The organism is Aliidiomarina shirensis, from assembly GCF_003987345.1.
Lineage (GTDB): Bacteria > Pseudomonadota > Gammaproteobacteria > Enterobacterales > Alteromonadaceae > Aliidiomarina > Aliidiomarina shirensis.
Genome location: NZ_PIPP01000008.1, coordinates 1 through 18,712 on the forward strand (window position 1 = coordinate 1; position 18,712 = coordinate 18,712).

Consider the following 18,712-nt stretch of genomic DNA (forward strand, 5'->3'; position numbering starts at 1 on the left):
TTAGCTAGTGATTCCCCTTACCGGGCTCACAGAGGACTCACACCTCCAAGTCATCCTGCCAGCACCACCTGCACAGGAACAGCGCCTGTCAAGGCGCTACGCGCCGTGCCCGGCGCACCACAAAAAAACCCGGTAAATAATACCGGGTTTTTTGTAGTAGTTATTTCACATGTATATCTGAACATCGGGTGCGTTCTTCATCAAGAACAACCTGAATAACGCCCCCAAGCACTCACCAGCGCCATAACTTACTTCGTTGCACCCATTGCATCAGTAATCGGTCTATTGAGCTCTGAGCCCCTTGTGTGAAACGTTCTGATAGCTTAGTTTTCTGTTTATAGGTCACTTTAAATACTTGTGCGCGCTCGATCGCATCGATAAGCAAATCATCACTCGTCCGAATTTCATCGATTAAACCTTTATCAAGAGCCGCTTGACCATACCAAATCTCACCTGTAGCAACACTATCAATATCTAACGATGCTCGATGGTCCTTCACAAAGTCTTTAAATAAGCCATGGATGCTTTCAATATCATCTTTGAATTTTTCCCGCCCTTTCTCAGTATTCTCACCGAATAAAGTAAGTGTGCGCTTATATTCACCTGCAGTAATCTGTTCAAAATCTATATCATTCTTCTGCAACAAGCGGTGAAAATTCGGAATTTGCGCCAGTACACCAATGGAGCCGACAACAGCAAACGGTGCGGCTACGATGCGATCACCAATACATGCCATCATATACCCGCCACTAGCAGCAACTTTGTCTACAGAAATCGTTAGCTTTAAGCCTTTATCCCGTAACCGCTTCAACTGAGCGGCCGCTAGCCCATATCCATGTACAACACCGCCAGGGCTTTCTAAACGCAAAATAACTTCGTCTTTTTCTATATCTGCAATCGCCAAAATAGCGGTAACTTCACGGCGCAATGATTCAGTTTCATGGGCATCCATAGAACCGTTGAAATCAAGCACAAATACACGATTATCAAATTGCTCTGTTACTTTCGCCTTTTTTGCTTCTTTCTTAGCTTTTTTTCGATCTTTATCGCTGAGCATTTCTAACTTCATTTGCTCGCAAATTGATTTTAAGTTCTTGCTTAGGTTTTGAATCTTCAATTCGCCGGAGTTGCTCTTCTGGCGCGATGCTGCATTGATAACCATCCCTAGGATCAACATAATCCCAATCACTATTGTGGCTGTTTTTAAAAGAAAAATTCCATATTCACCGAGAAGTTCTAGCATTATGTGTTAACCCTTTTTATCGACATCAAGCTATACATTGTATAGCAAAAGGCCAGCTTTAAAAGCTGGCCTTTATCTTCGTTACCCCACTATTCAGTGGTTCACGCTATACCCCTAAGGATAAGTTATTTTAATTTACCAAATCGGCTGAAATATTCAGTATCCGACCATGGCTCTCAAACCAGAAACCAATCGATTGCTGCATATTTTGAGTAATCGCTCCGGCTGTATCAGGATTAGCGTCTGCATCAGCTGGATTTAGCAACGATGAGTGACCAGCACCAACATAGCGAGCCGCAGCACTGATAGCGTCTTCGGCCATCATAGCATCGGTTGCCACTGTTAAACCGAGTTCACGGATTAACGGAGCGGTACCACCAAGCGGATGTGGCGTGCTATTCGGCACAACCTTATCGCCATTTGCTTGAATCAAGTAAACCGGAGTTTCAGTAGCACGTACACGTGCTGCAAAGTTAATTGGGTCACCTGAATCAACTACCGTTTGCGCCGCAAACTGGAACTGTGCAAGGGTAGCCTGTAATGCCGCTTGATCTGATTCTGAAGCTATACCATCGTTATAAAAACGCGTATAAGCAACAGGTAGGAAATCAAGGAACTCAGGGGTTTGCGGATCAATACCTTCCGAAGTTGCTTCTTGCACAGCAAAGTTCTGGAACGTTGGGAATGACTGGAATGCAATCTGCCCACCAATTACCGGACCAAAGCGTTCTGAAGCCACTAAGAATGGCGCGATACCACCACCAGGCATACCAAGCGCTGCTTGTTGTACTTGGAAGTACCCTTGCGCAGCCGCCATGTTTTCTGGCAACGGACTATTGGCCACGGCTACGAAGTTAGTACCCGCTATTGCACCAAGGGAATGACCAACAAACTTAACATCAGTAGGGTTGATCATACCGGCAGCTGCTGCAGACGAGAAGTTAAGACCAACTCGTAAACCTAACAAATCGGCTACTGATTGACGTAAGTTATCACGTGCCGTTAGTAAGCTTCCTAGATTTAGATAATCAGTTGCTGAACCGCCTTTGCCGGTAGTTGCGTTAATCACACGTACCACTTCGCCTTGTGCGTTTTCAACTTCAAAACCACGATCACCGTGTAACGGATGATCAATAGCTACAACGGCATGTCCCGCAATCGCTAATGTACCCGCGATCGGCAAGAAGTTGGTTTTCTCACCTGTAATACCGTGCTGGAAAATCACAACCGGCCAACCATTCGCTGGCATAGAGATTGGTTCTAAGCCCAATTCTGCACGAACCGCATTTACCGTAGCTACATCTGGAACAGACATCATCAGAGGAACTTCGTTAACAGCTGTAGGACGTGGAATTGGATTGAACTTAGTTAAATGACGGAAGCGATCCATTTCCGCTAGCGCAGTACCTGCTGCTGCTTCGTATGGTACCTGACCAGCCAAGCTTGCTGGATTTGCTAAATCAGCAGGGTTAACACCCAGCGCTTCCAGATCTTCTACGCTAACGTCACCTGATTGCACACCAAGTACAATAGAGATTGGGCTAACGAAACCAGCATTCCAACTTTCTGATAGAGGTGCAGTTGGGTTTTCAGCTGAAGGAACGCCGCTATAATATGGCAATGTAACCTGACCAACGTGAATCTGCGCCGCGCTCGCTACGAAAAACTGTTGTCCCGCCTGCGGTGGAATCTGTAAAAGATCCGCTGCTGTTTGACCAATTGGCATAGAGGTCATTGACGGGCGTAAATTTTCGCTAAGCAGCATTTGCTTAGTTACGTCAAGAACATCACCAATAGATTGAGTGGTGAAACCTGAGCTATAAATCACGTTGCTTGTATCAATTCCACCTTGAGCAAGAACACCTAGGTGGCTATTGATAATACCTTGCAACTGTTGCTCTTGTGCGCCACCGATTGGATCGGTATCGATCGGCTTACTCAACAAAAAGTAAGTTGATGAAGGACGTACAGGGCGGCCTAAGCTGTCGCTTATTTGATCAGTAAGAACCGCAACGTAACCAGTTTTGGGTTCGTATGGTGTAAGTGGGATAACTTGTACTTGCCCGCCGCTAAAGGCAACGGTGAAATCCTCACCGTGCTGCAATTCGCCTACAAATTTACAGGCGGTTCCGGCTGGAGCGGTCATACAATCGGCGTCACGCGTATCCGCGCCCATAACAACTTTAAATACACGCACAGAGCCTGCAGCGGCAACTGAAGCACCGTCAATGGTGACATCATCCGGCAAGGTGAAGCCAAACGTTAATGGCATTGCTGTCGACCATCCGTCTAACGCGTTGATTGCATTTTGCGGATTTCCGAAATCAGTAGCGTCCGGCACAGGGATGTTTAGCGTACCATCGGTAGTACCTCCAAGCAGAATATCGCTTGGAACGGGTAAGTTACCTGCACCCGGATCAAATGCAACCCGCGCAAAAGGAATTTGTACATCTTCTTGAGTTACTGGCGCATCTTCACCGTCAGGCGTACATGCAGCAAGCCCTAGCGTTGAAGTAATTGCTAATGTCAGAAACAGTTTTTTCATGAGGTTTCCCCAATCCTTGTTGTTCTAATTCTAAGCTACTCTGAGCGGAAGCTAGAGTTTAGCCGATGGTTCACAAGACGTTAACAGAAAGTTATACACTTCTGCTAATGATAATTAAAGAATTTTCGTTGAGTTTTAGATCTTCTGCTGAGTTAATTTACAATAACAGGTAAACTTAAGGAACATACCAACCTACATAAAGTTGTAATTATGCTGAATTATCAAAATTTTCAAGCTCCCGATAATGCACTGGCCGACAAAGTAATCTTAGTTACTGGCGCTGGCGATGGCATTGGCCGCGAAGCGGCGCTAACATTCGCCAGATATGGCGCTACGGTAATCCTTTTAGGCCGAACCACGAAAAAGCTAGAAGCCGTCTACGATGAAATAGTGGCAGCTGGAAACCCTGAGCCAGCTATTATCCCTTTGGATATGAAAGGAGCTACTGAAGCCCATTATCGCGATATGGCCGCAACTATTATAGACCAATTTGGCAAGCTCGATGGATTGCTACATAACGCCTCGATACTTGGAGTTCTATCACCGTTTGCACATATCGATTTGCCAACTTGGAACGATATTATGCAGGTGAATGTAACTGCCCAGTTTATGATGACAAAAGCACTCCTACCCGCCCTGTTAGCCGCTCCAGCTGGTTCAGTCGTGTTTACCTCATCAGGCGTGGGCCGCACTGGAAAAGCACACTGGGGGCCGTACGCGGTTTCAAAGTTTGCAACCGAGGGCATGGCTCAGATTTTAGCCGATGAATATGAAAACTCATCGTTGCGCGTAAATGTAATCAACCCCGGAGCTACTCGCACAGGAATGCGCTCACGCGCATATCCAGCAGAAGATGTCACCAAACTGAAAACACCAGCTGATTTAATGCCCTCTTATTTATATTTCATGTGTGATGAAAGTATTGGTACCACAGGAGAATCAGTTGATGCGCAAACTCGTTAGTATTGTTCTCATTGGATTACTGCTCGTTATTCCCGCTCGCGTTATGAGTTGGGGATTTCAAGGACACGAATATATTGGCGCACTTGCGTGGGAATACTTAACACCTGAAGCTAAGGAGTGGGTCAAGGAGCGCTTAGATGTCGTGAACGAAGCTTCACTTTCCGAAGTAACAACTTGGGCTGATCGGGTTCGTGGTTCTGAAGAAGGCCAGTTTCTTGGCCCTCTACATTACGCCAATATCCCACCCACTGAATCGCAACTTGATATGCAGCGCGATTGCCCGAACCGTCGCTGTGTTGTCGGCGCAGCTATGAACGATATCGATGTGATGTTTGATAGCAAGCAAAGTCTGCAAGCTCAGGGCGAGGCTTTGCGCACCTTTTCACATTGGATCACAGACATGCATCAACCGTTGCACCTGGGCTATCAACAAGACCGTGGTGGCAATGACATCCGTGTTACTTTTTTTGGTGCGGAAATGAATTTGCACCGGCTTTGGGATAGCATCATGATTCGTGGAATGGATCTCATGCCAGCGCCGAGTGAACAGGCCGCGTTGCATCCGCTACCCGAAGTAGGCAATACCGATTGGCATCATGCTTTGATTGGTTGGGCAAATGAATCTTACGAGCTTGCTCGCGAACATGCATACGCAGATTTAGATAATAATGCCGAGCTTGGTGAAATTTACTTCAACCAAGCTCGACCCATTGTTGAGCAACAATTAATTCACTCTGCACAACGTATGGCTATGATTATTAATGCTGCTGCAGCTCAGTAATAGATCGAGCCATTGATAATTGGATGCGCAATCGTTCTGCGGTTGCGCTCCACTTGCCATCGCCTTTATAGTCCATTTCCATTTGCAACATCGGCTCTTCTTCTGTTTGCCGGTAAAGCCGTATCTGCAATTTCTGCGGATTCTCTATATCACTAACTATTTGCACTTCATGGCCGAGAAATAGCCCATCGTCGGCGCTCAATAGCGGAATGCGTTGCTCGTGATCATGCAACGGCCGCTGAGGCAATGCGACCATCCATTCCTCCATAACATCTGGATCAGCGCCTGCCGGTAAATAGCCTATCTCGGCTTGAAAAAAACGTATTCGATTAAGCACGAGCGCATTGCCATCAATATCACCAAGAACCTGTTCACCATTATCTGTGAATGCGCTATCCGCAACCGTATATTCAGTTTGATTCAACGTAAGGTGCGTTGTCCACGATACAATTTGGTTGTTTTCATCACGAAACGAGCATCTGTTACCATCGCGATATCCTTTAAACCCTTGTTCAGTTGCTTGCCAACGAATACTGCAACCTGCAACCAATTCAAGTTCGTCAGCAATTCCCTCTTCACCATACAGTTCGCCCGAAAAATCATTTGGAACTAAATACACATCTTGCACTATATCGTTACTAGAGCGCAGAATTCGGAACCGGTATAAATGTTTACGGTATATTTGTTCAGGCGCCGCTAACCAGCTTTGCTCGGTATATATCGCGGCTTCATCATTCATCAAATTTACTTGTTGCTGACGCATAAGCAAAGGTGGATAACCGCCCGTTGGTCCAAATTCGAAAACATGGCGTAAATTTGAAAATTCACCGGTGAGCCAAGTAATCAGATTCTCTTTTTGGACTTCGGGTTGCAACGCAAGCAGATCGAAATTGGGGGCTAACGTATCTTCAGGTAATGCCGCATTCGAATGATTATCATCTTGAGTAGCTGCAAATACCATTGAAGGTAAGGAAACGCTAAATGCGCACAAAGAGAGAAAAATCATTGAGGATTTTCTGATATTTAAATTCACAGTACAGCCTTTTTCATTCGGTGAGTTAAACAGTATCAAACGCTTTTCTATGTTATGTTAATTGCACTATAACACAGGCAGGTTTTGCCTCTGTAACAGGAATTTAAAGCAATTATGGCGATTTTTAAACGAATCAGTTTTATCTTTTCATTAGGTTTCATTGCCTTTAATGCTTCAGCACTTACCGCTGAAAGCAGTGAGCTGCCGCGGGCGTCGTGGTCAAGTATCTATGTTGTGGATTCCGATACCATATGGCTTGGTAGCAGCGAGGGCCAAGTTGCCGTTAGCGGCGATGCTGGCAATACATGGAATGTATCCACGCCGGGTGGCCGCAGCACAAATTTAAATATTCGCCAAATTATTGCCTATGATGAACGCCACGCTTTTATTCTTTCCAGCGGCCGCGGTGAACGGAGCCGGCTAGTACAAAGCAGAAACGCTGGTTTTAGCTGGAGCACTTTATATCGCGCTGATGGTGATGAGTATCTTCATTGTTTTGATATGGTTCCAGATGGAGAAGGCTGGATTCTTGGAGAATCTAGGCTTGATAACTGGCATGTGGTACGCAGTTCCAACAGTAGCAATTGGATCAGTTCTCGTAGTGGTTTTGCAGAGCGCTCTATGATTGGTGAAAGTGCTAGCGGAATAGGTAAATGTGTCACGTACGCCAATAACTATTGGGTGATGGGAACGAAAGATGCCACAAAGGCTCGGCTAATTTATAAATCGGGCCCAGCTTTGCGGTTTCAGGTTGTGGATACCCCATTAACAGCAGGTTCAGGTAACGGAATCCACTCAGTAGCTGTTATGGGCGCACGTGATTTCGTTCTCGCCGGTGGCGCCGAAGATGGTGCTCCCGAACTATATAGATATCAACAGGGCGAGTTTACAGAGCTTTTAGCACCTCCTGTAGCAGGCCCTCTAACCTTGATGATCAGAGCGGAAAATTGGCTAATTGCCGGGAATGAATCTGGGTTGTATAAATCCAATAATTTTGGTGAAAGTTGGCAATCTGTAGCAGAAAGTGGGGCTATTGCAATTGCTTGCGCCACGAGCGAAAGCTGCTGGTTAGTCTCGCCTGACCATGAGTTAAAAGCACTGAACTTATAAGTGATTTTAACTCATGCCGCCCCCTTCCTTAACTTGTGCTCTTAAACAGGCGCTCAGATCACCGATTCTTTTGCCGCTAACAAATGCACTACATCAGTAACGCCGCCATCACAAGACAAAACAGTTGGTCCACCTAACGCGGCTATCAGGGCAGCCACGGTAGTGCTTCTGCCACCAGAGCGGCAAATTGCTACCATCGGCAGCCCTATTTCGCTATTCGTAAGTTCCAATGCTAATCGGCACCAATCAGCGCGTTCGCTTATTAATGCTTCGCCAGAAAAATTTGGCGCGGCTTGCATGCAAGTTTCTAACGGCTCGCGAACATCAATCAAAAAATGATTGCCCAGTGCAACTTCGTCCGGACCAATGGTTTCGATTCTCGTATGGTTACTATCCGATAAAGCGACGCCTTTGTCGTTTAGCGTTAACGTTCGCTTGGTGCCCTGATGCATGACTCGAAATGTTTCAGCAGAATCTACGTTGAACTGATATGAACCAAACTCGTAGCTTCCTGGCGCAAGGTTCGTATAACACCAATCGTTACTCGGGAATCTCGCGTTCAACCAGGCTTTAACCTTCTCGCTATCCCCAACCCAATATAATGTCTTCTCAGTTTCATCTGCATATGCAGCAAAGCCAACATCAAATGGCTCGGGAATCCATAAACCGGATACGCGCCCTTGTTCTGAGGCTTGCTTTCGATCCGCCATCGCATTAATTCGAGTTGCTGCCATTTGAATAAACTCAGCTGAAGAAGCGGGGCCAAACGACAACCGAATAGCACCTTCACATTGCCAGCTTGGCAATCCCATTGCTTTCAACACAAAGCTTTGTGGCCGCCCTTTACTACAAGCAGATCCCGCACTCACCCGTATGCCCGCGGCGTCAAACATAGCGATAATTTGTCCTGAATGAAAACCAGGCACCGAAAAATTAATAGTAGTGGGCAAGCTTTCTGGGTAAGGTTGGTTTAAAACGAGTTCTGGAAAGAGCTTCTTTAGTGCATTCAACAATTGCTCACGATAAGCAGATAACGTTTCCATTGAGTGCAACGGGCTATTCTGAGGGTGAATTAACCAATCAAAAATACGTGCAAGAGCCGCAATTCCAGCTACATTTTCGGTACCACCTCGCTCACCGTGTTCTTGTCCACCGCCTTGCTGCAATGGCGTATAGGGCGCGCCGTGCCGGATGAACAAACAGCCGGTTCCTTTTGGCCCATATAGCTTGTGCGCAGAAAATGTGGCGTAATCAATAGGCAACTCACCAAGGTTAAGTGCTACTTTTCCTAAAACCTGAACACTATCAACCAGCCAAGGCACTTTCTTATCCTTCCCGCCGATAGCATTTGCAATCGCCGCTAAATCCTGAACAACCCCAGTTTCATTATTGGCTCCCATAGTACAGAGCATCAATGCCTTAGAAGCATGCGCTTTAATGAATTCAATATTTAGCGCACCGTTTGTGGCTGTAGGAATTTCCAGAAGTTTTGCCTTCACGCCAAGCACTTGATTCCAGTGTTTTAACGCCTCAGGAACGGCTTTATGCTCGGTAGCACCGTATAACAACACCGTATCTTCTTGCGCCTTCCCTGCATAAGGTGCCAAAACAGATAGCACAGCGGTGTTAATGCCTTCTGTAGCACCACTGTTAAAAATAAACCGGCCGTCTGCAACCCGGAATAGTTGAGCCGCCGCATTTCGCGCTTCGGCAATAATTTGTTTGGGCATCATACCAGCGAGGTGCGAACTGCTGGGGTTGCCAAATTGGTTACAACAGAGGCGTTGCACGATTTGTGAAATCTCGGGTAACACTGGGGTCGTTGCATTGGCATCGAGGAAAATTTCGGGCACACACAAGTAAGGCACTTCAATACTCCAGAAAAGAATAACTTATACGATTTAATTATATAGAGTTGTGCGCAATAAAAAAGGCGCTAGGCGCCTCTTTTATCACAAATTTAATGAATTCGATTTTGTTGCCAGCTTTTCTCTTTGGCTTTGCGCTCTTCTTCGGCGGCAATGCGTGCTTTCTTATCATCACATGGATCATCACAGTCGCAGGCTTTATCCATACCTAACGCGCCAATGCCACCGCAGCTACCCGAAATGGTTTTGCGTTGAATTAATACGCCGATCGACATTCCAGCTATGATGATGAGCATCAATACGAATGCTAAAATTAAAGTTTGCATCTTTACCACCTCTCGGCAAATACTTCGCGAATACGCTTTATTATAACGCGTTATGGAAGTTTTTTCACCGTTCATTCTCTGCGAGCGTGCTTTCCTAAAGCCAAATAAAAAAGCTAGCCATTAAATGGCTAGCTTTCTAAGCTGTTTTGCTTGTGAATAACTAAAGTATCAACTTAACCGCCGAAATCATCTAGCATGATGTTCTCGTCTTCCACACCAAGATCTTTAAGCATGTTGATTACCGCAGCATTCATGACCGGTGGACCACACATATAGAACTCACAATCTTCCGGAGCTGGATGATCTTTTAGATAACGATCGTATAGCACGTTATGGATGAATCCAGTGTCGCCACTCCAGTTATCTTCTGGTGTTGGATCTGAAAGTGCTACGTGCCAATCAAAGTTCTCATTCTCTTCGGCAAGCATATCGAAATCTTCAACATAGAACATTTCACGCTTCGAGCGAGCACCATACCAGAACGACATCTTACGTTTGGTATTAATTCTACGTAATTGATCGAAGATATGTGAGCGCATTGGCGCCATACCAGCACCACCACCGATAAATACCATTTCAGCTTCAGTTTCTTTTGCAAAGAATTCACCGAATGGACCTGAGATCGTTGCCTTATCACCTTTCTTCAAGCTAAAGATGTACGAGGACATTTGTCCTGGCGGTAATGTCATATCATTTGGTGGCGGCGTAGCAATACGCACGTTCAACATAATGATACCGAACTCTTCTGGGTAGTTCGCCATTGAATAGGCGCGAATAACCTCATCATCAACCTTAGATTCAAGATTGAAGAAGCCAAAACGTTCCCAATCACCACGATACTCTTCGTCAACTTCAAAATCTTTGAACTTAACATGATGAGCCGGTGCTTCGATCTGGATGTAACCACCAGCGCGGAACGGTACCGATTCACCATCTGGAATCTCTAACACCAATTCCTTGATAAAGGTTGCAACGTTGTCATTCGAACGAACAACACAATCCCATTTCTTGATCCCGAATACTTCCTCTTCGAGTTCAATTTTCATGTTCTGTTTAACGTTTACTTGACACGATAACCGCGCACCTTTACGGGCCTCGCCACGTGAAATATGGTCGCGCTCAGTTGGCAGAATATCACCGCCGCCTTCTTTAATGTGCACGATACACTGGCCACATGAACCACCACCACCACAAGCTGAAGATACGAAGATACCTGCGTTCGCAAGTGCTCCAAGCAACTTCGTGCCGGGTTGGGTTGTAATCGTTTTATCTTCGTCGTCATTGATAACGATCTGGACATCACCTGAAGGCACAAGCTTCGATTTTGCAAATATAATTACAACAACCAAAACTAATACGATAACGGTGAACATGCCCACGCCGAGATATATTTCTTGCATCGACTCGTTCCTTATATTCCCACTACTTCTTTAAACTGAGGGGTTACAGGGATACGCCGGAAAACGACATAAAGCCCAAACCAATCAAACCTGTGCTGATAAAGGTGATTCCCAAGCCACGAAGGCCATCTGGAATATCCGCATATTTCAGCTTCTCACGTACCGCAGCTAGCAGAGTAATCGCTAGAGCCCAGCCAACACCACTACCAATACCGTAAACGATACTCTCAGTGAAGTTGTAGTCACGTTCTACCATGAACAATACACCACCAAAAATTGCGCAGTTTACTGTAATCAAAGGTAAGAAAATCCCAAGTGCGTTATACAGAGATGGTAAATACTTATCTAACGTCATCTCTAATATTTGAACCAGTGCTGCAATGATTCCAATGAAGGTAAGGAATCGCAAAAAGCTCAAATCTGCATCTGGAAAGCCGGCCCAGTGAAGTGAACCTGGAGAAAGCACAAACGTGTTTACAAGATTACTGATAGGTACTGATATACCTAACACTACAATTACTGCAACACCGAGGCCAATTGCCGTTGTAACTTTCTTAGATACTGCTAGGAATGTACACATCCCCAAGAAGAATGATAGTGCAAGGTTCTCAATGAACACTGCACGGACGAACATGCTTATATAGTGTTCCATGAGCTTACTCCTTCGCTTCTACTTGTTCAGGACGGAAGGTACGCAGTACCCAAATAAACCCGCCAATGATAAAGAATGCACTTGGTGGCAATACCAACAAGCCGATTGGCGTGTACCAACCACCTTCTGTAACCAATGGCATTATTTGTATACCAAACAAGCTACCAGAACCGAATAGTTCGCGGAAAAATGCAACCGTTAGCAACACTACAGAGTAACCCAAGCCGTTTCCTAAGCCATCTAGTAAAGCCATACCAGGCTTCTCTTTCATGGCAAATGCTTCAGCTCGGCCCATAACGATACAGTTTGTGATAATCAAACCAACGAATACGGATAACTCTTGAGCAATGTTATATGCGTATGCTTGCAACAACTGATCTACAACAATTACCAAACTAGCAATAATTGTCATCTGTACAATAATCCGAACACTTGAAGGAATATGATTCCGGATTATTGAAATAGATAAGTTAGATAACGCGGTTACGAATGTAAGTGCAATACACATTACTAAAGTGTTTTCGAGCTTCGATGTAACTGCTAGAGCAGAACATACACCCAAAATCTGCAGTGCAATGGGGTTGTTGGCGAAAATTGGCCCAAATAGCACCGATTTCATTTCTTTTGCGCTAGCCATTAAATTGCTCCCTCTTCACGCAGCTTCGTTAAAAACGAGCCATATGCTTTTTCGCTTAACCAAAACTGAAAAGTGTTATCCACACCATTACTCGTGATGGTTGCGCCAGAAAGTGCATCAACTTCGTTGTCATCGGCATTTGCACCTTTCACTACACGAATTGCTACGTTACCGTCTTCATCAACTGCTTTTTTACCTTCAAACCGACCCGCCCAACGAGGGTTCTGAATTTCGCCACCTAAGCCCGGAGTTTCCGAGTGGTCGTAAAAGTTCAGGCCTTGGATAGTCTGGCCGTCAGCAGAAAGTGCAACAAAGCCGTACATCATGCCCCATAAGCCGGCGCCGCGTACGTCGATTACATAAGATTCAACATCGCCTTCGCTTTCACCTTGAATAGCGAACACCGGCAACTCTGCACGCATATCGCGGACACCAGCACCATTCTGAACGGAGGTTTCACTCGATTCGGTTAATGCAGTTTCCATCGCAGGTAACGAATCATAAGAAGTTATTTCACCTGATTCGTGGTTATAGCTATATATTTTCACGCGGTTAGCAAACACCGTTTCAGCACCTGGGCCTGAAAAATCAATACCAGCTGCAGATAGAATGTTACCTTGCTTAGCTAACGCTGCGTTCGCTTGTTGCCGTTCTTTCAAGCCAACTGCAGCACCTGAAACAACGATAGAGCAAACCAAGCAGAGTAATATAATTACCGTAAAGGTTTTGCCAATCGTATCATTTTTACTTGCCATGACGTAACGCCCTCCGCTTCACGTTGGCCTGAACAACAAAGTGGTCAAACAATGGTGCAAACACGTTTGCGAACAGAATCGCAAGCATGATCCCTTCTGGGAAAGCCGGGTTAATAACCCGAATCATCACTGTCATGAAACCAATCAGGATTCCGTATGCCCATTTACCTTTATTGGTAAATGAAGCGGATACGGGGTCGGTTGCCATAAAGAACATACCAAATGCAAAGCCACCGATTACCATGTGCCAGTACCAAGGCATTGCAAACATCGCGTTGGTTTCGCTACCGATCAGGTTAAGTAATCCTGAGAACGCCACCATACCAATTAGTACACCGCCCACTATGCGCCACGAAGCGATACGGAAGTAAATCAACGCCAAGCCACCGATCAAAATAGCTAGTGTTGACACCTCACCTACCGAACCTGGAATCCGACCAATAAATGCATCCATCCAGCTCCAAGTACCTTCAATCGTACCACTGATATTGTCGTATACCATGTCGCCATTAAATGCTTGGCTCAGTAAGGTTGCGCCAGAGTGACCATCCACTGCTGTCCATACTTGGTCGCCAGAAATTGCTGCTGGGAACGAGAAGTATAAAAATGCGCGGCCGGTTAACGCAGGGTTCAAGAAGTTACGGCCAGTTCCACCGAATATTTCTTTACCAATTACGATACCGAACGTGATACCTAGCGCTACTTGCCACAATGGAATAGTAGCTGGCAGGATCAACGCAAAGAGCACCGAGGTTACGAAAAAGCCTTCGTTAACTTCGTGTTTCCGAATAGAGGCAAACAACACCTCCCAGAAACCACCCACAATAAAGGTAACGGCGTAGATAGGTAGGAAGAAACATGCGCCATACCACATCATGGTGCCCCACCCAGAATCTGCGGTGAACTCGCCACCAAACAGCTGGAACAGGCCAACCTGCCAAATATCGCCAAGCTGATAACCATCAGCTAACGCTAAAGACGCCTGGAAACCTACGTTATACATGCCGTAAAACATCGCCGGGAACGTCATCAACCATACGAAGATCATGATGCGTTTCAAATCGATGTTATCGCGAACGTGGGTAGCACCTTTATTGGTTTTACCCGGGGTATACAAGATAGTAGCTACCGCTTCGTAAAGCGCATACCATTTCTCATGCTTACCGCCTGGTTCAAACGATGGCTCTAGACGCTCAATGTAATTTTTTAAGCTCATGTTTAGCCCTCTTTCTCAATCGTGGTTAGGCAACTACGCAGCAATGGGCCGAAATCGTATTTGCCTGGGCACACGTATGTACACAGAGCTAAATCTTCCTCGTCCAATTCTAAGCAACCTAAAGCTTGTGCACTTTCAATATCGCCTGAACACAAATCACGTAACAACAGAGTTGGGATAACATCCAACGGCATCACTCGCTCATAGTTGCCTGTAGGCACCATGGCACGGTCTGAACCATTTGTTGAAGCATTCATGTTGAACAGCTTCTTAGGACGTAGATGCCCGGTGTAAGCACGGGTGATTGAATGCATATCTTTACCTGGCCATATCCAGCCAAATAATAATTTTTCATCACCTTCTTCGATTACAGAAACTTGGTTATGGAAACGACCAAGGAATGCGTGCGGACCTGCGGCCTTGTGGCCGTTTAAAACTGAACCAGAAACAATTCGCTGCTTACCGGAAACAAGTTCACCAGCAGTGAGTTCATCTAGATTCGCACCTATACGGGTACGCAAGAGGCGCGGATTCTTCACACCGGGACCACCAAGCGCAATAACCCGATCAGTAAACAATTCGCCAGTGGTAAACAGTTTACCAATGGCAATAACGTCTTGCGGGTTAAGATGCCACACGTGGTAGCTCATATTCACACCTTCTAGGAAGTGAATGTGAGTACCAACATTACCCGCCGGATGAACACCGCCAAATGTTTCATGAACCACTGGCGCTGAATCAAAATCGATATCTGCATTTGCTGCGGTACAAACGTATAGTTTGCCTTCAGTTAAACGACTAATAACCTTCAAGCCGTTACTGAAATCTTTCGCGTGTTCTTGAATCGCTAACAACGGATCGCCAGCCAATGGATTAGTATCCATAGCGTTCACGAAGATCGCCTTTGGCTCAGAATCAAGAGCTGGAGATTTTGAATAAGGACGTGTACGGAAGGCTGTCCACAAACCTGAATCTACAAGGTTCTGCTGAACATTTTCACGGCTAAGTTGCAGTAATTTACCTTCATCGTATTTCGCAAACGTTTCTTGCTCATCGCCATCAATTTCGATAACAACAGATTGCAAAACTCGTCTTGCGCCACGATTAATTTCTTTAACTACACCAGCAGCTGGAGCAGTGAACTTAACACCCGGATTCTTTTTATCTTCAAAAAGAACCTGACCTTTCTTAACCCGGTCATCGACCTGGACAGACATGGTAGGGCGCATACCCACATACTCTTCACCAAGGGTAGCAACGGTTTTGATGGCAGGGCCATCTTCAATGATTTGCTGTGGAGCTCCCGCAATAGGGATATCCAAACCTTTCTTTATCGTAATCATACGCGTTTGCACTACTCAATTTAGGGAAGATTGAAAGCTCAATTCGTTTTTGATAACGGCATAGCGGCTCTAAACACCTGATTGATTAGGGATTTTCAGCTCAATACGCAGTGTATCCCGGCATGTACCCGGTTCCTACTAAGTTACCTAGTAACTTCCAGCGCCATATTGTACAGTTTTTTGTTAATACAGGCCACGCCAATCGATAAATTTAATTGGCTTCCGTTAAAACTAGGTAACCGTTTTGCAGGCTGTTACCAACTTACCTGCGGCTCAACATCTGCATCATAATCAACACCATCGATGCCAAATCCAAAGAGCCGCAAAAATTCAGAGTGGTAACCTTCGTAATCAGCTAGCTGATGGAAATTCTCTTGAGTTACTTGATCCCACAAGGCTTCAATTTTGGCCTGTGTAGCTTCATTCGTTTCCAAACCATCCATGCGTAAACGATTATCTTCATCTAGCCGTGGCGTATCAGTATATAAGCCTTCCGTAAACAAACGATAAATTTGCTCAATACAACCTTCGTGTGTGCCCTCTTCCTTCATCACTCCGTAAATTAGTGAGATGTATAACGGCATAACTGGAATAGCTGAGCTCGCTTGCGTTACCAAGGCTTTTAAGGATGATACCCACGCGCTTAAATTTACATCACTATAGGTACTACGAAGATTCGCCGCTGCCCGATCTAAATCTTCTTTCGCTCGACCAATAGTAGCGTGGCCATAAATGGGCCATGTAAGTTTCTTACCAATGTAAGTATACGCCGTGGTTTGGCAATCTGGGGCAAGAACACCGGCAGCATGTAACTGCTCAATCCAACGCTCCCAATCTTGTCCACCCATCACTTTAATGGTTTGCGCAATTTCGTCATCATTAGCAGGCTCTAAACTAATTTCATGTACCAAATCTTTATCGGTATCATATGTCTTAGTTGTATAAGAATTGCCTACCGGTTTTAAAGTTGAGCTATACACTTCACCGGTATCAGGGTCTTTTCGCTTTGGTGATGCAAGGCTATAAACAACCAAATCAACTTGCCCTAAATCTTCTTTAATTTGAGCAATTGTTTGAGCTTTTATCTCATCTGAGAAGGCATCTCCGTTGATTGTATGGTAGTAGAGACCATCCGCTTTTGCGAAATCATGAAATGCGGCTGTATTGTACCAACCGGCAGTACCAGTTTTGCGCTCAGTTGGCTCTTTTTCAAAACATACACCTAGCGTTTTCGCACCGCTTCCATAAGCGGCTGCTATCCGAGAAGCTAAACCGTAACCTGTAGAGCTGCCAATGATTAACACACGCTTTGGCCCATTTGTTATTGGTGCTTGCTTTTTAATGTGTGCAATCTGCTGCCGAACATTTTCTGCACACCCAACTGGATGGGCGTTGGTGCAAATAAAACCTCGAATCTTCGGATGAATAACCATGAACCTTGTTCCTATTCGTTGTTACGGAGAAATTAACTCTATTCTAACCGATTAGTACTCACTTCACACATCAGATGTGCTTGCTTCCCCCGCGACAATCCGGAGAAGCAGGCGATTCCCCCACACTTTCCCATTCTTCAGGCGTATAGGTGTGCATAGCTAACGCGTGAATATGGTTCTGAAGCTCTTCGCGCAATAATTGATTTACTGAACGATGACGTTGCAGCAAACGCTGGCCAGTAAATGTCTCTGCTACAACGGTCACTTTAAAGTGTGATTCTAAAGCACTCCCTCCGTGCATATGGCTTTCATTCTCCACTCGAAGATACGAAGGCGTCAGGCCAGCTTTAAGTTTGGTTTCAATTAGGTTTTGCATGGGGCCCATGAATGTATTTCCTTTTAACGCAAGGTAAAATGAACTGACTTGTATTTGCAACAACCGTTGCACTATTAAGTCTAGAATACATGCCAATAGCTAGTTGGTGGTGTTACGAGAATATTGTTCGAAATGTTAGATTGATTCGCGCACTACTTTCCCGCTTTCTTTTTGGAAGTTGGTGCTGCCAAAACTTTTGAGTATTACCTTTCATGATTAGCAAGCTTCCGTGTTCGAGAGCAATCCGATAGGATTTCTTAGTTTTCTTATGCCGCAAATCAAAATCCCGCACAGCCCCAAAACTTAAACTAAGAATCACAGGCTCATCACCAAGTTCTGGTTCGTCATCACTATGCCAACCCATTTTATCGTTACCATCTCGGTATTGATTCGCAAGAACAGCGTTGGGTTCAAATCCATGTTCTACTAATCGAGAGCGTATCTCATTTAGTGTATCTGTCCAAGGCTCAGCTATAAGCGATTTCCCAGAGTACTCATAAGTAAGCGATGACTCACCGTGCCATGCTTGCAGCCTAGGGGTTTTATGCCATTGACCGAAAACATATACATCCCCTTGATGCCACGCCAATTCACGCAGTAATGCAGCATAGATGCGATCAGCTTCATGAGTACTAAAAAAATCTGATATATACTCTACTTCCGCTTCAGCCATAGGTAACTTCAATTTAATTTCCCCCTATGATCGGTTTGCATCAACACCTGCCGTTATAACGTGTTCACTTCATTTCTTCAAGTACGCGGATCTTAGTTTAATGACACAACCAGCAGATCTCATAAGCCAAATATTCGGCTTCGCCGGGAACCTGCTCCGCCCTACTCGAGAGCAGAACACCGCCTGATGAATACGAAAAAACCCCAGCCTTTTGGGCTGGGGTTTCTGTCGTAATAGGAGCCTGGCGGTGTCCTACTCTCGCATGGGGAGGCCCCACACTACCATCGGCGCTGACATGTTTCACTTCTGAGTTCGGAATGGATTCAGGTGGTTCCACGTCGCTATGGCCGCCAGACAA

Annotated in this window: 18 protein-coding genes and 1 rRNA gene; 4 read left to right on the forward strand and 15 right to left on the reverse strand. The window is 45.4% G+C overall.

All coding sequences use genetic code 11. From position 1 onward, the window contains the following. A partial coding sequence (locus tag CWE13_RS12590) for a hypothetical protein (RefSeq protein WP_206750335.1) occupies positions 1-219 on the forward strand: 219 nt, incomplete at its 5' end. A 13-nt stretch (positions 220-232) separates the two neighbouring features. Here CWE13_RS12590 and sohB read toward each other — a convergent pair. Together sohB and CWE13_RS12365 are read right to left on the reverse strand one after the other, a co-directional pair. Continuing rightward, a complete protein-coding gene (sohB, locus tag CWE13_RS12360) occupies positions 233-1,243 on the reverse strand; it encodes a protease SohB (protein ID WP_126809102.1) in 1,011 nt (336 codons plus the stop codon). A 130-nt stretch (positions 1,244-1,373) separates the two neighbouring features. Continuing rightward, on the reverse strand, positions 1,374-3,788 hold the full coding sequence (locus CWE13_RS12365) for a VolA/Pla-1 family phospholipase (RefSeq protein ID WP_126809105.1): 2,415 nt from the start codon (positions 3,786-3,788) through the stop codon (positions 1,374-1,376). A 210-nt stretch (positions 3,789-3,998) separates the two neighbouring features. Here CWE13_RS12365 and CWE13_RS12370 point away from each other — a divergent pair, with 210 nt between their 5' ends. Next, a complete protein-coding gene (locus CWE13_RS12370) occupies positions 3,999-4,751 on the forward strand; it encodes a YciK family oxidoreductase (RefSeq protein ID WP_126809106.1) in 753 nt (250 codons plus the stop codon). Then, positions 4,735-5,532: a S1/P1 nuclease gene (locus tag CWE13_RS12375; RefSeq protein WP_157980971.1), complete on the forward strand. Its 798-nt coding sequence runs from the start codon at positions 4,735-4,737 to the stop codon at positions 5,530-5,532. Before CWE13_RS12370 ends, CWE13_RS12375 begins: the two co-directional genes overlap by 17 nt. Here CWE13_RS12375 and CWE13_RS12380 read toward each other — a convergent pair. Next, complete coding sequence (locus CWE13_RS12380) at positions 5,510-6,538, reverse strand: chromophore lyase CpcT/CpeT (protein WP_126809111.1); 1,029 nt, start codon at positions 6,536-6,538, stop codon at positions 5,510-5,512. The genes CWE13_RS12375 and CWE13_RS12380 overlap by 23 nt on opposite strands. Before the next feature lie 141 nt (positions 6,539-6,679). Between CWE13_RS12380 and CWE13_RS12385 the strand changes: the two genes are divergently transcribed. Then, positions 6,680-7,675 carry a WD40/YVTN/BNR-like repeat-containing protein gene (locus tag CWE13_RS12385; protein WP_126809114.1) on the forward strand — a complete coding sequence of 332 codons (996 nt, stop codon included), beginning with the start codon at positions 6,680-6,682 and terminating at the stop codon, positions 7,673-7,675. 53 nt (positions 7,676-7,728) lie between these two features. Here the strand turns inward: CWE13_RS12385 and CWE13_RS12390 are convergent, their stop codons facing one another. The 12 genes from CWE13_RS12390 to rrf form a co-directional block, all read right to left on the reverse strand. Then, the gene (locus CWE13_RS12390) at positions 7,729-9,543 is read right to left on the reverse strand and encodes an aminotransferase class V-fold PLP-dependent enzyme (RefSeq protein WP_157980972.1); all 1,815 of its coding nucleotides are present in this window, start codon (positions 9,541-9,543) and stop codon (positions 7,729-7,731) included. Between the two features lie 92 nt (positions 9,544-9,635). Beyond that, positions 9,636-9,869, reverse strand: a complete 234-nt coding sequence (gene nqrM / locus CWE13_RS12395) for a (Na+)-NQR maturation NqrM (protein WP_126809119.1) — start codon at positions 9,867-9,869, stop codon at positions 9,636-9,638. 173 nt (positions 9,870-10,042) lie between these two features. Continuing rightward, positions 10,043-11,269 carry an NADH:ubiquinone reductase (Na(+)-transporting) subunit F gene (nqrF, locus tag CWE13_RS12400; RefSeq protein ID WP_126809122.1) on the reverse strand — a complete coding sequence of 409 codons (1,227 nt, stop codon included), beginning with the start codon at positions 11,267-11,269 and terminating at the stop codon, positions 10,043-10,045. A gap of 43 nt (positions 11,270-11,312) precedes the next feature. Further along, positions 11,313-11,921: an NADH:ubiquinone reductase (Na(+)-transporting) subunit E gene (gene nqrE, locus CWE13_RS12405; RefSeq protein ID WP_126809125.1), complete on the reverse strand. Its 609-nt coding sequence runs from the start codon at positions 11,919-11,921 to the stop codon at positions 11,313-11,315. Between the two features lie 4 nt (positions 11,922-11,925). Then, the gene (locus CWE13_RS12410) at positions 11,926-12,558 is read right to left on the reverse strand and encodes an NADH:ubiquinone reductase (Na(+)-transporting) subunit D (RefSeq protein ID WP_126809126.1); all 633 of its coding nucleotides are present in this window, start codon (positions 12,556-12,558) and stop codon (positions 11,926-11,928) included. Then, positions 12,558-13,313, reverse strand: coding sequence for a Na(+)-translocating NADH-quinone reductase subunit C (locus tag CWE13_RS12415; RefSeq protein WP_126809128.1), 756 nt, complete (start codon positions 13,311-13,313; stop codon positions 12,558-12,560). The genes CWE13_RS12410 and CWE13_RS12415 overlap by 1 nt, the downstream gene beginning before the upstream one ends. Continuing rightward, on the reverse strand, positions 13,303-14,529 hold the full coding sequence (locus CWE13_RS12420) for an NADH:ubiquinone reductase (Na(+)-transporting) subunit B (protein WP_126809130.1): 1,227 nt from the start codon (positions 14,527-14,529) through the stop codon (positions 13,303-13,305). The genes CWE13_RS12415 and CWE13_RS12420 overlap by 11 nt, the downstream gene beginning before the upstream one ends. 2 nt (positions 14,530-14,531) lie before the next feature. Further along, the gene (locus CWE13_RS12425) at positions 14,532-15,872 is read right to left on the reverse strand and encodes a Na(+)-translocating NADH-quinone reductase subunit A (protein ID WP_126809132.1); all 1,341 of its coding nucleotides are present in this window, start codon (positions 15,870-15,872) and stop codon (positions 14,532-14,534) included. 254 nt (positions 15,873-16,126) lie between these two features. Further along, the gene (gene fabV / locus CWE13_RS12430; RefSeq protein ID WP_126809134.1) at positions 16,127-17,305 is read right to left on the reverse strand and encodes an enoyl-ACP reductase FabV; all 1,179 of its coding nucleotides are present in this window, start codon (positions 17,303-17,305) and stop codon (positions 16,127-16,129) included. 70 nt (positions 17,306-17,375) lie between these two features. Then, entirely contained in the window at positions 17,376-17,681 is a 306-nt protein-coding gene (locus CWE13_RS12435) for a BolA family protein (protein ID WP_126809137.1), read from the reverse strand. Positions 17,682-17,793: 112 nt separating this feature from the next. After that, the gene (locus CWE13_RS12440) at positions 17,794-18,366 is read right to left on the reverse strand and encodes an alpha-ketoglutarate-dependent dioxygenase AlkB family protein (protein WP_126809135.1); all 573 of its coding nucleotides are present in this window, start codon (positions 18,364-18,366) and stop codon (positions 17,794-17,796) included. Positions 18,367-18,593: 227 nt separating this feature from the next. Continuing rightward, positions 18,594-18,709 (reverse strand): 5S ribosomal RNA (gene rrf, locus CWE13_RS12445). Positions 18,710-18,712: the final 3 nt, after the last annotated feature.

Excerpts from the sequence above, each read along its gene's own strand:
- CWE13_RS12380 (WP_126809111.1), bottom strand. The coding sequence starts at position 6,538 with ATGATTTTTCTCTCTTTGTGCGCATTTAGCGTTTCCTTACCTTCAATG.
- CWE13_RS12370 (WP_126809106.1), top strand. The coding sequence starts at position 3,999 with ATGCTGAATTATCAAAATTTTCAAGCTCCCGATAATGCACTGGCCGAC.
- CWE13_RS12385 (WP_126809114.1), top strand. The coding sequence starts at position 6,680 with ATGGCGATTTTTAAACGAATCAGTTTTATCTTTTCATTAGGTTTCATT.
- CWE13_RS12375 (WP_157980971.1), top strand. The coding sequence starts at position 4,735 with ATGCGCAAACTCGTTAGTATTGTTCTCATTGGATTACTGCTCGTTATT.
- nqrM (WP_126809119.1), bottom strand. The coding sequence starts at position 9,869 with ATGCAAACTTTAATTTTAGCATTCGTATTGATGCTCATCATCATAGCT.
- CWE13_RS12415 (WP_126809128.1), bottom strand. The coding sequence starts at position 13,313 with ATGGCAAGTAAAAATGATACGATTGGCAAAACCTTTACGGTAATTATA.
- CWE13_RS12420 (WP_126809130.1), bottom strand. The coding sequence starts at position 14,529 with ATGAGCTTAAAAAATTACATTGAGCGTCTAGAGCCATCGTTTGAACCA.
- sohB (WP_126809102.1), bottom strand. The coding sequence starts at position 1,243 with ATGCTAGAACTTCTCGGTGAATATGGAATTTTTCTTTTAAAAACAGCC.
- nqrF (WP_126809122.1), bottom strand. The coding sequence starts at position 11,269 with ATGCAAGAAATATATCTCGGCGTGGGCATGTTCACCGTTATCGTATTA.
- CWE13_RS12425 (WP_126809132.1), bottom strand. The coding sequence starts at position 15,872 with ATGATTACGATAAAGAAAGGTTTGGATATCCCTATTGCGGGAGCTCCA.
- CWE13_RS12435 (WP_126809137.1), bottom strand. The coding sequence starts at position 17,681 with ATGCAAAACCTAATTGAAACCAAACTTAAAGCTGGCCTGACGCCTTCG.
- CWE13_RS12410 (WP_126809126.1), bottom strand. The coding sequence starts at position 12,558 with ATGGCTAGCGCAAAAGAAATGAAATCGGTGCTATTTGGGCCAATTTTC.
- nqrE (WP_126809125.1), bottom strand. The coding sequence starts at position 11,921 with ATGGAACACTATATAAGCATGTTCGTCCGTGCAGTGTTCATTGAGAAC.
- CWE13_RS12365 (WP_126809105.1), bottom strand. The coding sequence starts at position 3,788 with ATGAAAAAACTGTTTCTGACATTAGCAATTACTTCAACGCTAGGGCTT.
- fabV (WP_126809134.1), bottom strand. The coding sequence starts at position 17,305 with ATGGTTATTCATCCGAAGATTCGAGGTTTTATTTGCACCAACGCCCAT.